We start from the raw sequence: 14,362 nt of genomic DNA, 5'->3' as shown, positions 1-14,362 counted from the left end.
TAATCGTAATCATTACGATTTAAAAGGAGTTTTTAATACATGTTACATACACTGACAAAACGAGTTCCAGTTACCGTGTTGAGTGGATTTTTAGGAGCAGGTAAAACTACATTAATGAACCATGTCTTATCAAATAGAGACGGATTAAAAGTTGCTGTTATCGTTAATGACATGAGTGAGATCAATATTGATGCTGCATTGATAAAAAATGAGACGCAGTTATCTAGAACAGAAGAAAAGCTCGTTGAGATGACAAATGGCTGTATTTGCTGCACCCTAAGAGAGGATCTACTGATAGAAGTAGAAAGAATCGTAAAAAACGGTGATATTGATTATATTCTCATAGAATCAACGGGTATAAGTGAGCCGATTCCAGTTGCACAAACTTTCACTTATTTAGACGAAGAATCAGGTGTTGATCTTGCTTCTTTATGCAAGTTGGATACGATGGTAACAGTAGTTGATGGAAATCGATTCTGGAACGATTTTGCATCTGGAGAAAGCTTATGGGATCGACAAGCAGCATTAGATGAGACCGATACGAGAGAAGTGGTAGACCTGATAATTGATCAGATAGAATTTTGTGATGTTTTAGTTTTAAATAAGTGTGATCTATTGGAGAAAGAGGACCGAGAAGAACTCAAAAGAGTATTGAAAAAATTACAACCACAAGCAAAACTAATTGAAACAGAATACGGTAAAGTAGATCCTAAAGATATTCTATCTACAGGGCTGTTTGATTTCGAGAAGGCAAGTGAATCTGCAGGATGGATGAAGGAGCTTGAAACAGATCATATTCCAGAAACCGATGAGTATGGAATCTCTTCTTTTGTATACCGAAAGAAAAGACCTTTTCACCCAGCAAGACTTTTTACTTTTTTAGAGAATTGGCCAGCTGAAATTGTTCGAGCAAAAGGATTTATTTGGGTAGCCTCTCGAAACGATTGGGCAATTTTGTTAAGTCAAGCAGGTACGAGTATTATCTTCCAGCCAGCAGGTCAATGGGTGGCAGCACTGCCGAAAGAAGAACAAGAAGAAATAGTAGAAGAAGAAAAGAGTCATAATCCAAACTGGGATGAAGAATATGGTGATCGAATTACTGAACTAGTGTTTATAGGAATTGATTATAACAAAGAACAACTGTTAGAACAGTTAGATCATTGCTTATTAACTGACTCTGAAATGAATAACGAAGATTGGGGAGAGTTTAAAGACCCGTTACCTAGTTTTCCTGAAAGTGAATAATATTAACAAACGAATCCATCCTGGGTTCGTTTTTATTCTGCTCAAAACTCTTTAAAGGATTAACATAATGTTAGCATGAGCATTCTCCATAACTTTACATATTGACTAGAAATTTTAGTTTAAAGTTGTTAAAAAAATGGGTAGTAAAATGGTATTGATAGATAGAAGGAGAGATCGATGATGACCGTCACTCATATAAAATCCAATACAGAAAACAGTCTTTCTGAACGATTTGAAATTGCTTTTAATCAGATACACAAATGTTTAATCGACAAAGTTAAAGATACGAAAGATGATCGGTTTAAAAACCTGGTGGAAACAGGAATGAAAAAGCATTCTCTTATCAGATCTTTTTATAATGAGCTGGGTCAGTTCGCGAAGCTTAGAAATGCTATAGTCCATGAAAAAGTTGATCATGATTTTTACATTGCTGAACCTCATTTAGAGATCGTAGAGAGAATAGAGAAAATAGCGGGTTATTTTATGAAACCTGAAACAGCGCTGAACATTGCAACAAAAAAGGTCCATCATTTTAAAGAAAGTGACCGTCTTGAAGATGTTTTAAGCTGTATTAGAAAAACATCGTATTCACGTTTTCCTATTTATAATGAAAAAGGAGAGTACCTTTGGCTTTTAACGGCTACATACTTATTGAATTGGTTAACTGACCGGCTTGCCGATCAAGTAATCGATCTAAACAATGCAAGAATATCAGATATTGCAGACAATGAGCAAAAACAGCTAGTTGCTTTTATTTCTAAAACTTCTAGTATTTTTAAAGCAGAAGAGATCTTTGAAAGCATCCATAAGGAAGGGAAAAAGCTTGAGGCAATCATTATTACTTTAAATGGAAGTGAGAATGAAAAGCCATTAGGGATTTTTACTTCTTATGATCTTATTGAAATTGATTTAGATGACTAAACAAGGAGGCACTCATAAAGAGTGTCTCTTTATCTGTCAAGGAATGAAAAAAAAAGCATTTGTTTAAGGAAATAACGATTAGGGAAACGGATGTTTGAGATGTCAGAATGTTTTGTATGTTTATCTTAGGAAAGGGTGAAGGTCATTTGAAAGATTTAACGATTAGAATAAACGGAACAAAAAGAAGTGCTAGTAGTGGAGAAACCGTATTAAATCTGCTAGATGGATCTCCGGATCAAATCCCTCATGTTTGTTATCATCCGAGCCTAGGACCAATTGAAACCTGTGATACATGTATCGTTAAAGTGAATGGTGAGTTTGTTAGAGCGTGTTCCACGACAGTTAATGACGGAGATGACATTGATACAAATTCTGATGAGGTAAGAGAAGCTCAAGTGATCGGAATGGATAGAATTCTTTTTAATCATGAGTTATATTGTACAGTTTGTGATTATAACAATGGCGGTTGTGAAGTACATAACACGGTTAAAGAAATGAAGATCAACCACCAGAGCATTCCTTTTGAACACAAGCCATATGAAGTAGATAACTCAAACCCATTTTATAGATACGATCCTGATCAATGCATATTGTGTGGGCGATGTGTAGAAGCTTGTCAAGATGTACAAGTAACAGAGACACTCACAATAGATTGGGAACGAGAGCGGCCAAGAGTAATTTGGGATAAAGATGTACCGATCAATGAATCTTCATGTGTATCATGTGGTCATTGCTCTACAGTTTGCCCATGTAATGCCATGATGGAAAAAGGCATGGAGGGTGAAACGGGTTATATGACGGGAATTAATCGAGAGACACTCCGTCCGATGATTGAGATCACAAAAGGCGTTGAGACGGGTTATGGATCCATACTCGCTATCTCCGATATGGAAGCTGCGATGAGAGAACAAAGAATAAAGAAAACAAAAACCGTTTGCACTTACTGCGGCGTGGGATGTAGTTTTGATGTGTGGACAAAAGGAAGAGAAATATTAAAAGTAGATCCACAGATTGATGCACCGGCAAACGGGATATCCACGTGTATTAAAGGAAAATTTGGTTGGGATTTCGTTAACAGTGAAGAACGATTGACCAAACCTTTAATTCGTGAAGGTGATGTGTTTAGGGAAGCCACTTGGGACGAAGCGTATAACTTAATCGCTTCTAAATTTACTGAGATTAAGGAGAAGAATGGCGCGCAAGCATTAACGTTTATTAGTTCATCTAAATGTACGAATGAAGAATCCTATTTGATGCAAAAGTTGGCACGTAGTGTTATAGGAACAAATAATATCGATAATTGTTCGCGTTATTGTCAGACTCCTGCCACTATGGGACTATTTCGAACTGTAGGTCATGGTGGGGATTCGGGTTCTATTAAGGATATTGAAAAGTCAGAGCTTGTTATCGTGATCGGCTCGAACACATCAGAATCTCATCCCGTCTTGGCGACGCGTGTTAAGCGATCACATAAACTACACAACCAAAAACTAATCGTTGCTGACCTTCGAAAGCATGAGATGGCTGAGCGTGCTGACCTATTTATTCAGCCACGGGCTGGTTCGGATCTCGTGTGGCTCTCTGCCGTTACGAAGTATATTTTGGATGAAGGATTAGCGGATCATGATTTTTTGCAAAACCATGTGAATGGATTAGATGATTTTAGGGAAAACCTTGAAAAATTCACATTAAAATATGCAGAAAGAGTAACAGGACTTTCTGGAGATATCCTTATCCAGTTAGCAAAAACCATTTCACAATCAAAAAGTGTTTGTGTTCTCTGGGCAATGGGAGTTACTCAACATACGGGTGGAAGTGATACGAGTACCGCCATATCCAATTTACTTTTAGTAACAGGAAACTATGGACGAGAAGGTGTAGGCTCTTATCCATTACGGGGACATAACAATGTTCAAGGAGCCAGTGACTTCGGTAGCATGCCAGATCGTTTTCCATCATATGAGAAAGTGGCAGACATCAAGGTAAGAGAAAAGTATGAGAATGCGTGGGGTGTAAAGATTCCAGAAGATCCTGGTCTTAATAATCATGAAATGGTACAAGGCATCCATGATGGACATGTAAAAGCGATGTATTTAAAAGGGGAAGACATGGGAATCGTTGACTCAAACATAAACCATGTTCATGCTGCTTATGAGAAACTAGATTTTTTTGTGGTTCAAGATTTATTTCTTACAAGAACGGCTCAGTTTGCTGACGTTGTCTTACCAGCAAGTCCAAGCCTCGAAAAAGAAGGTACTTTTACAAACACGGAGAGAAGAATACAACGATTGTATCAGGTGCTAGAGCCACTTGGAGATTCTAAACCAGATTGGGAGATAATCCGTGATATCGCAAATCGACTTGGTGCTGGATGGGATTACAAACATCCGAGTGACATTATGGAAGAAGCTGCTCAACTAGCGCCGCTATTTGCCGGAGTATCTTATGAAAGATTAGAAGGGTACAAAAGTCTTCAATGGCCAGTGGCTGAGGATGGAACAGATACACCTATTCTTTTCAAAGATGGATTTCCGTTTGAAGATAAGAAAGCGCGACTTTTTCCAGTAAATTGGACAGAGCCAGTAGAATTCGGTGAAGAATATGATATTCATGTTAACAATGGACGCCTTTTAGAACATTTTCATGAGGGAAATATGACATATCAGTCAGAAGGCATTACATCCAAGACGCCTAACACTTTTCTTGAGATCTCACCTGAACTAGCTGAAGATCGAGGAATAAAGGATGGTACACTAGTAAGATTATCTTCACCGTATGGAAATGTAAAAGTGCATTGTTTAATAACGGATCGTGTTAAAGGTAAAGAAGTATATCTTCCTATGAACGATAGCGGAGAAGCGGCTATTAATCTACTTACGAGCAGTTATTCAGATAAAGATACAGATACACCCGCATACAAAGAGACAAGTGCAAAACTTGAGATCTTGATGGAAGAGGGTGTGAATCCGTTGCCAAAAACAAATTTCAGGTATGGCAATCCACAACCTCAAGTAGGAGTTAACGTAAAGAAGAAATGGGCAAGAAAGGATTATATTTTCCCAGGCGATGCTGTGAAAAAGGAGAGAAACCAACATGGCTAAAGCGATTAAAAACGTTCTAAAACAAACGATAACAGCTGAAGAGAAACGCTCTAATGACCTCCGAGAAGTAGAAGATGCTCTTATTCAGAACAAGACCGCGATTCTACAAACACTAGAGATCATGAACCATATGAACGAAAAAGGAATTCTCCCTCTTTTAAATGGTTTGTTCGGACAAGGTGATAAGGTGATGGATATTGCTGTGAAAGCCATGGACAAGCCTGAGAACACAAACACATTAAAGAATCTTCTCTTGCTCTTAGGAACTTTAGGTATGATCAATGTAAAGCAGCTTGAACCTTTCCTATTAAAAATTGATGCAGGGATTGCCTGAGTGGCTGAATACAAAGATACGGATGAAAAAACAAGCTACTTCGATTTAGTACGTTCTCTAAAAGATCCAGAGATCAACAAAGCAGTTACCATTCTCATGCAGTTCTTAAAAGGCATGGGCCAAGAAACAGAACACTATGAAAAAACAACAGGAGAAACACCTGAAAAACGGGTGAATCAGAGCAAGGAGAAAACCTTAGAATAAAACGTGTAGAGGAGTAGAACGGATGGCTAAAAAAGTAAAAAACCGTTGGTTGATTGCTGCAGCTGCTGTAGGTATACACATATCGATCGGGTCTGTTTATTCATGGAGTGTATTCACAAATCCACTCCGAGAAAAACACAATTGGGGGCTAAGTGAAATCTCTTTAACATTTAGTATCGCAATCTTGTTTCTAGGATTATCAGCTGCTTTTATGGGGCATTTTGTTGAACGGCATGGACCTCGTAAATCTGGTATCATAGCCTCAGTTTGTTTTGGTGCCGGTCTATTAGGTTCAGGCTTTGCTGATCAAATAAATTCTATTTATCTGCTCTACTTTTTTTACGGTGCCTTAGGTGGGATAGGACTTGGCATTGGCTATATTACACCTGTCTCTTCACTTGTAAAATGGTTTCCTGATCGGAGAGGATTAGCAACAGGTCTTGCAATTATGGGGTTTGGTTTTGCATCACTTATTGCTAGTCCTGTTATCGCAAGGCTGATATCAGGTATAGGAATTTCGAATACCTTTTACTTATTAGGTGCTGTTTATTTTACAATCATGTTTCTTTCTTCATTATATCTTACACCCCCTCCAAAAGATTGGCAGCCACATGGCATGAACGAAAATAGTAAGAAAGAAGAAAGTAACTCAAAAGATCTTGCGCAGTTAACTGCTAATGAAGCGGTTAAGACGATTCGTTTTTGGGCTTTATGGGGAATGTTATTCATAAATGTTACATGTGGTATCGCCATTATTTCTGTAGCATCTCCAATGGCACAAGATATTGCAAATCTAAGTGCTGCCTCAGCAGCCACGATGGTTGGAATCATGGGGTTGTTTAACGGTTTTGGCAGAATTGGTTGGGCGTCGATTTCAGATTATATCGGTCGCCCGAACGTTTACACCACGTTTTTCGTGATACAAACGGTAGCGTTCGTACTTTTACCGAATGTTACGAATGCCTTTTTCTTTCAGTTACTTCTATATTTAATCCTTACCTGTTATGGTGGAGGTTTTGCTTCCATACCAGCATATATTGGTGATCTGTTTGGCACGAAGCAGCTTGGGGCAATTCATGGCTATATTTTAACCGCATGGGCAGCGGCAGGACTAGTAGGTCCTTTAGTTGTTTCGTGGATACGTGAATCTACTAACAGTTATTCCTTGACTCTGTATATCTTTACAGGTGCCTTTGTTATAGCGCTTGCCATCTCGCTGCTTATCCGCATCAACATTCGGAACATTAGAAAAGAAAACAGTCAATCTCATGTAGCTAGTTGATGTTAAAAGAATAAGATTTAGAAAAAGCTTGGCACTTTTTTGCCAAGCTTTTTGTGATAACTTTTATATTAATTTATCAAGAAAAACTAAGCTCTAATCCTCAACTTCTAGATATAGCATAAATCTATTGATATTGCTCTAAAACAGAGAAGAACTTAATCACAAATTCAAAGAACACTTGTTCAGCAGGAGCTAGTTCACGACTTCGAGGCGTAATGATTCCCACCGTGCGTTTTACATCTGGTATTTCAATCGGTATCTTCACTGTATACCGTGGTTTCGTTTCATAAAAGGAACTATCGGGTAAAAGGGTAACACCCATACCAGCTGTAACTAGTCCTTTAATCGCATCTAGATCTTCACCCTCACATGCGATTTTAGGAACGAAGCCTGATTCTTTGCAAGCATTAACTACTACATCTCGTAAAATATACCCATCCGGAAATAGAACAAATTCATCATTTCGTAAATCGCTCAATAATAAACTTCGTTTTTCGGCTAAAAGGTGCTGTTCGGGTAATAGTGCTGATATTCTTTCAGTAAAAAGAATATGTCCTTCCAAATCAGGATCGTTTGTAGGTACTGGTCCTAAGAAAGCGAGATCAATATCACCGCTCTTAACACTTTCTGTAAGAAATCTGTAAGACCCTTGCCTTAAATGAAAGGCGATATTGGGATGTTCCCGTTTAAAGGCTGAAACGACTGTTGGCAGAAGGTGTCCTGCAAGACTAGTAGGGAATCCAATCTTAATCGTCCCTCTTTCGGGATCTAAGTACTCATCAATTTGTTTTTTTGCATGGTCTATCGCTTTCATTGCAGTTTTTGCATGAATTAAGAATAACTTCCCAACAGGAGAAAGTTTAATATTTCGACCTTCTCTTTCAAACAACTCTACGCCTAATTCGGATTCTAAATTTGCGATCTGTCGACTTACTGCAGATTGCGCAACATGCAAAGCAATCGCTGCTTCCGAAACATGTTCTCGTTCTGCAACTTCAATAAAATACTGTAATTGTCTGATTTCCATGCCTTGTCACAACCAATCATTCTCAATTTGAGATCGTTTTAATCTAAATTATATATTGTTTCGATTAATTATAAAACCTAAACTAAATGAAAGAAAGTTTCGAATATTTCAAGTTGAAAAACTTAAGGGGGAGTTCAAAATGACCTTTAGTCAATTTCCAGAACCACAAGGTTTATATAATCCGAAGAACGAACATGACGCTTGTGGAATTGGTCTATATGCTCATTTAAAAGGGCATGCTACCCATGAAATTGTTGAAAAAGGACTTCATATGCTATGCCAGCTTGACCACCGTGGAGGACAAGGAAGTGATCCTTTAACGGGAGATGGAGCCGGCTTAATGACAAAGATACCGCATGATTTTTTTACAAAGGTTACTGACTTTGATCTTCCTGAAAAAGGACGGTATGGTGTAGGGATGATCTTTTTCCCTAACGATATAGCAGCTCAACAGAAATTAGAAAATCAAATCAACCACTTTATTAATCAAGAAGGCCAAAAACTTTTAGGCTGGAGAACAGTACCTGTAAATGTTGAAACAATCGGAAAAAAGGCTCAAGAAACTTGCCCTTTAATCAAACAAGTTTTTGTCGCTTGTAATGATACTTATTCTGAAGATTTAGCTTTTGAAAGAAAATTATTTGTGATAAGAAAACAAGCAGAGCATTGGGCAAGAGAAGAAGGACTTCAAACGTATTTTGCAAGTTTATCTTCACAAACCATCGTTTATAAGGGGCTTTTAACACCTGAACAAGTAGATGCCTTTTATTACGATCTACAAGATACGGATTTTGTGTCCCCATTCGCTTTAGTGCATTCCCGTTTTAGCACAAATACGTTTCCGACGTGGGAACGTGCTCATCCGAATCGATACATTATCCATAACGGAGAAATCAACACCCTACAAGGCAACATGAACTGGATGAAGGCACGAGAGAAACAATTTGTTTCAGAAGCTTTTGGGGAAGATATCGAAAAACTGCTTCCTATTCTTGATGCAGATGGCAGTGATTCTTCGATCCTTGATCAAGCCTTTGAATTTTTTGTACTGGCTGGGAGAAAACCTTCACATACGGCGATGATGCTTATCCCAGAACCATGGAGTGAGAACCCTCATCTGGAAGAAGAGAGAAAAGCTTTTTATGAGTATCATAGTTGTTTAATGGAGCCATGGGATGGACCGACAGCAATCTCGTTTACAGACGGTAAACAAATTGGCGCGATACTCGATCGAAATGGCCTTCGTCCAGCGAGGTATTATGTAACGAAGGATGATTATATTATCTTCTCTTCTGAGGTTGGAGTTATTGATGTTGAAGAAGAGAATGTTCTTTATAAAGAGCGACTAAGTCCTGGTAGAATGCTTTTGATTGATCTCGAAGAAGGACGTATCATCACGGACAATGAGATCAAAACGGAAATGGCAAGTAAGGAACCATACGAACTATGGCTTACAAATGGGCTTCATCACCTAGATCAAGATAGCGAAGAGACGGAGATCATAGTAGAAAATGTAAGAAGGAAGCAAAGAGCTTTTGGATATACGTATGAAGATATTCATAAATATTTAATTCCTGTCATTACTGAAGGAAAAGATCCGATCGGTTCTATGGGTAATGATACACCTTTAGCAGTTCTGTCCGATAATCCTCAATCACTATTCAATTATTTCAAGCAGCTCTTTGCGCAAGTTACGAATCCACCGATCGATGCTATTCGTGAGAAGATTGTTACTTCAACGATGACGCTGCTTGGGGCTGAAGGAAATCTCTTACATCCAGGACCGCAGAATGCTAAAAGAATTCAATTGAATTCTCCTGTGTTAACAACGAATGAGTTTAATCAAATCACAGACAACATGATTTATGAATTCAAAACAACTGTTCTACAGACTTTATTTTCGGAAGATTTGGAACTCGGTTTAATAAACTTGTTTAAAAGTGCAGAAGAAGCGATACAAGATGGAGCAACTTTATTAGTTTTGTCAGACAGAGAAATGAGTGAATCTTCTATTCCGATTCCTGTTTTACTTGCTGTTAGTTCTCTACATCATCATCTCGTAAAAGAAGGATTGCGCACCAAAGTAAGTTTGGTGGTTGAATCAGGTGAAGTTAGAGAAGTTCATCATTTTGCAGCGCTCATTGGATACGGTGCAGATGCTATCTATCCATATTTAACTTATAAAACATTTGAAGAAGCGATTCTTGATGAACATATTAAACTTTCGTTATCAGAGACAGTCAAAACCTATAAACAAGGAATAACAGATGGCATCGTTAAAGTGATGTCAAAAATGGGTATTTCAACCGTTCAAAGCTATAGAGGCGCTCAAATTTTTGAAGCAGTCGGAATCGGCAAAGAAGTGATCGATCGATATTTTCCAGCTACGGCTTCTCAAATCGATGGAATCACGTTAGCTGAGATTGAAAAAGAGGCTACCCTTAGACATCAACAAGGCTTTAAAGAGACCATTGATGACACTTTAGATTCAGGTAGTGACTTTCAATGGAGGAATACTGGTGAACATCATGCTTTTAATCCAAAAACGATTCATACCCTTCAATGGGCTTGTCGGAAGAATGATTATTCACTTTTTAAAACGTTTTCAAAATTGGCAGATGACGAGAGAACAACTTTCTTAAGAAACTTATTCTCATTTGCTCCTGAAACAAAATCTATACCACTCCATGAAGTTGAACCTGTAGAAGAGATTGTAAAGCGCTTCAAAACTGGTGCTATGTCTTTCGGTTCTCTCAGTCAAGAAGCACATGAGTCTCTTGCTATAGCAATGAACCGTCTAGGCGGAAAAAGCAATAGTGGTGAAGGCGGAGAAGATCCAGCGCGTTTTGTTCCAGATGAACTTGGCAATAACCGAAGAAGCAGCATTAAACAAGTTGCTTCAGGTAGATTCGGTGTGAAAAGCCACTATCTTGTAAATGCAGATGAACTGCAGATCAAGATGGCACAAGGAGCTAAACCAGGTGAAGGTGGACAGTTGCCTGGCAATAAGGTCTATCCTTGGGTAGCAGATGTCCGTGGATCAACGCCAGGAGTAGGTCTGATCTCCCCGCCGCCACATCATGATATCTATTCGATCGAGGATATGGCCCAATTGATCCATGACCTTAAGAACGCTAATCGCGAAGCAAGAATTAGTGTTAAGCTTGTGGCGAAATCCGGTGTTGGAACGATAGCTGCCGGTGTTGCAAAAGGCGCAGCTGATGTAATCGTTATAAGTGGTTATGACGGTGGAACTGGAGCTTCACCGAAGACAAGTATCAAACATACTGGACTTCCTTGGGAGTTAGGACTTGCTGAAACACATCAAACGTTGATGCTTAATGGACTTCGTGAACGTGTCACCCTCGAGACAGACGGGAAGTTGATGACAGGTAAAGATGTTGTGCTTGCAGCATTGTTAGGCGCTGAGGAATATGGTTTTGCTACAGCACCACTCGTTGTATTAGGTTGTATCATGATGCGTGCTTGTCATCTTGATACATGTCCAGTAGGTGTAGCTACACAGAATCCCGAATTAAGAAAAAAATATATGGGTGACCCAGATCATGTTGTCAATTACATGAGATTCGTGGCTGAAGAAATTCGTGAGATCATGGCTGAACTCGGTTTCCGTACGATGGAGGAAATGGTCGGGCGCACTGACGTTTTAACAGTTGGAGATCGTGCGAAAAATCACTGGAAAGCGAAGCATCTCGACTTATCAAAGCTTCTTTATCAAGCAGACGGTATTCGTACGAAACAGACTTCTCAAAATCATAAGATTGATCAATCACTCGATATGAATGAGATCTTACCGAAACTGCAGTCTGCCTTAGAAACGAAGAAGGCTGTTTCATTCAACCTTCCAATTAAGAACACGAATCGTGTAGCAGGTACGATTGCTGGTAGTGAAATAACGAAACGATTTGGTGAAGAAGGTCTTGCTGAAGATACTGTAACGCTTAACTTTAGCGGATCTGCTGGACAAAGCTTTGGAGCATTCGTGCCACGAGGCATGACTCTCTATCTGAACGGCGACAGTAATGACTATTTTGGAAAAGGCTTATCAGGAGGCAAATTGATTGTTGCACCTCCTAAAATGGCTGAATATTTAGCTGATGATAATGTCATCTTAGGAAATGTTGCTTTTTATGGAGCAACGAGTGGTGAAGCTTACATTAACGGCTTAGCTGGAGAAAGATTTGCAGTTAGAAACAGTGGGGCTAACATTGTTGTCGAAGGAATCGGAGACCATGGCTGTGAATATATGACTGGTGGTCGAGTAGTTGTCCTAGGAGATGTTGGAAAGAATTTTGGAGCAGGTATGAGTGGAGGTATCGCTTATATCTACACACATCAGCCTCTTTTATTAAAACAATTGTGTAATAAAGAAGGTATTGAGTTTGAAAGATTAATGGATTCTGAAGAAACAGAAACAGTCAAGCAGATGATTATTAATCATTTTTCATACACTCAAAGTAAAAAAGCTTCAGCAATCCTTCAAAACTGGAAAGTGGAACAGTCACATTTTGTGAAAGTCATTCCACATGATTACAAAGAAATGATTAAGAAAATAGAAGAAGAGAAAATAGCTGGATATTCCGAAGATGAAGCGATTATGAACGCTTTTGAAGCAGGTTCAAGCGCAGCGAAAGCAAGTGGCAGACCTGGACCGACAAAATTAATCCTGAAATAAATTGAGATGAGAGGAGAGATTTTACATGGGAAAACCAACCGGATTTTTGGAATACCCGAGAGAAGAAACGATAGAGAGAAAGCCTCTCCAACGTCTTAAGGATTGGAAAGAGTATACAAAAAAACAACCAGAAGATATGTTAAAAAGGCAAGGCGCTAGATGCATGGATTGTGGTACACCTTTTTGTCATATTGGTATCGAGATTAATGGGGCTGCTGCAGGCTGCCCTATTAACAACCTGATACCTGAGTGGAATGATTTGGTTTATCGCGGAAAATGGAAAGAAGCGCTTGATCGTTTGATGAAAACAAACAATTTTCCTGAATTCACAGGACGGGTTTGTCCTGCTCCTTGTGAAGGATCATGTACAGTTGAATTAGCTGGACCTGCTGTAACCATAAAGAACATTGAAAAAGCAATTATTGATAAAGGGTTTGAAAACGGCTGGATCCAACCTAGGATTCCAGAAAGAAGAACAGGAAAAAAAGTAGCTATTGTAGGTTCAGGACCAGCTGGACTTGCTGCTGCTGACCAGCTGAACCAAGCGGGGCATTCTGTTACCGTTTATGAGAGAGCAGACAAAGCGGGCGGATTGTTAACGTATGGAATTCCCAATATGAAGTTGGATAAAGATGTTGTGGAAAGAAGAATCAAATTATTAAGACAAGAGGGTATTGATTTTATTCTTAACACAGAGGTGGGAAAAGATGTTACCTCTGAGGAACTAAAGATTCAATATGATTCTATAATTCTATGTACAGGTGCACAGAAACAAAGAGATTTAACTCTTCAAGGAAGAGAAGCTGATGGTGTTCATTTTGCTATGAACTATTTAACACAAGCAACGAAGAGGCTGTTGAACATCGAAGTTTCTGAACCACTTATTGATGCAGAAGGTAAGAATGTAATCGTAATTGGTGGTGGCGATACTGGTGCTGACTGTGTGGCAACGGCTCTTCGACAAAAGTGTAAGAGTGTAGTTCAATTTGGTAAGCACCCTAAACTTCCTGATGTGCGCAGTGATGCAAACATGTGGCCAGAGCAACCTAACATTTTCACAATGGATTATGCCTATGAAGAAGCTACTGCTCAATATGGACATGATCCAAGAGAGTACTCCGTTCAAACGAAAAAAATCGTATCAGATCATAATGGTCGATTAAAAGAACTTCATACGATTCAGATGAAAAGAACATCAGATGATGCAGGAAATATGGTTTTTGAAGAAATTCCTGGATCTGAAAAAATCTGGCCAGCTGATCTTGTTTTCATCGCGATCGGTTTTGAGGGTACAGAACTGCCAGTCTTAAAAGAATTTGGTGTTGAAGTTAAACATAACAAAGTAGATGCTGAACATGGTGACTATAGAACAAATGTAGATGGAGTATTTGCAGCAGGTGATTCTAGACGTGGTCAAAGTTTAATCGTTTGGGCGATCCAAGAAGGACGTGATTGTGCACGTCAAGTGGATCTATCGTTGATGGGAAGTACGATTTTGCCTTAATACTTTTTTCCATGCTACAATAAACTCCAAAAGCCAAAAGCTTTTTAT

7 protein-coding genes and 1 pseudogene are annotated in these 14,362 nt (G+C 38.9%); 7 read left to right on the top strand and 1 reads right to left on the bottom strand.

Annotation, left to right across the window (positions count from 1 at the left end; genetic code table 11):
* Positions 1 to 39 precede the first annotated feature (39 nt).
* The 5 genes and pseudogenes from IHV11_RS08090 to IHV11_RS08070 all read left to right on the top strand — a co-directional run bounded on the left by IHV11_RS08090 (position 40) and on the right by IHV11_RS08070 (position 7,087).
* Positions 40 to 1,245 carry a GTP-binding protein gene (locus tag IHV11_RS08090; protein WP_197194311.1) on the top strand — a complete coding sequence of 402 codons (1,206 nt, stop codon included), beginning with the start codon at positions 40 to 42 and terminating at the stop codon, positions 1,243 to 1,245.
* A 177-nt stretch (positions 1,246 to 1,422) separates the two neighbouring features.
* Positions 1,423 to 2,166, top strand: coding sequence for a CBS domain-containing protein (locus IHV11_RS08085; RefSeq protein WP_231620208.1), 744 nt, complete (start codon positions 1,423 to 1,425; stop codon positions 2,164 to 2,166).
* A 116-nt stretch (positions 2,167 to 2,282) separates the two neighbouring features.
* Positions 2,283 to 5,267, top strand: a complete 2,985-nt coding sequence (fdhF, locus tag IHV11_RS08080; RefSeq protein WP_197194310.1) for a formate dehydrogenase subunit alpha — start codon at positions 2,283 to 2,285, stop codon at positions 5,265 to 5,267.
* Positions 5,260 to 5,805: pseudogene (locus IHV11_RS08075) on the top strand (DUF1641 domain-containing protein). The gene fdhF and the pseudogene IHV11_RS08075 overlap by 8 nt, the downstream one beginning before the upstream one ends.
* 22 nt (positions 5,806 to 5,827) lie before the next feature.
* Positions 5,828 to 7,087 (top strand): L-lactate MFS transporter, encoded by a 1,260-nt coding sequence (locus tag IHV11_RS08070; protein ID WP_197194309.1) that lies wholly within the window; start codon positions 5,828 to 5,830, stop codon positions 7,085 to 7,087.
* Positions 7,088 to 7,211: 124 nt separating this feature from the next.
* Here the strand turns inward: IHV11_RS08070 and IHV11_RS08065 are convergent, their stop codons facing one another.
* Positions 7,212 to 8,114 carry a LysR family transcriptional regulator gene (locus IHV11_RS08065; protein WP_197194308.1) on the bottom strand — a complete coding sequence of 301 codons (903 nt, stop codon included), beginning with the start codon at positions 8,112 to 8,114 and terminating at the stop codon, positions 7,212 to 7,214.
* 139 nt (positions 8,115 to 8,253) lie between these two features.
* On the opposite strand from IHV11_RS08065, the gene gltB reads away from it, so the two are divergent.
* Together gltB and IHV11_RS08055 are read left to right on the top strand one after the other, a co-directional pair.
* Positions 8,254 to 12,810 (top strand): glutamate synthase large subunit, encoded by a 4,557-nt coding sequence (gene gltB, locus IHV11_RS08060; RefSeq protein WP_197194307.1) that lies wholly within the window; start codon positions 8,254 to 8,256, stop codon positions 12,808 to 12,810.
* A gap of 25 nt (positions 12,811 to 12,835) precedes the next feature.
* Complete coding sequence (locus tag IHV11_RS08055; protein WP_197194306.1) at positions 12,836 to 14,314, top strand: glutamate synthase subunit beta; 1,479 nt, start codon at positions 12,836 to 12,838, stop codon at positions 14,312 to 14,314.
* Positions 14,315 to 14,362 lie beyond the last annotated feature (48 nt).

This window comes from Fictibacillus sp. 26RED30, from assembly GCF_015903845.1.
Classification (GTDB): domain Bacteria; phylum Bacillota; class Bacilli; order Bacillales; family Fictibacillaceae; genus Fictibacillus; species Fictibacillus phosphorivorans.
This window is presented reverse-complemented; position numbering and strand designations above follow the sequence as displayed.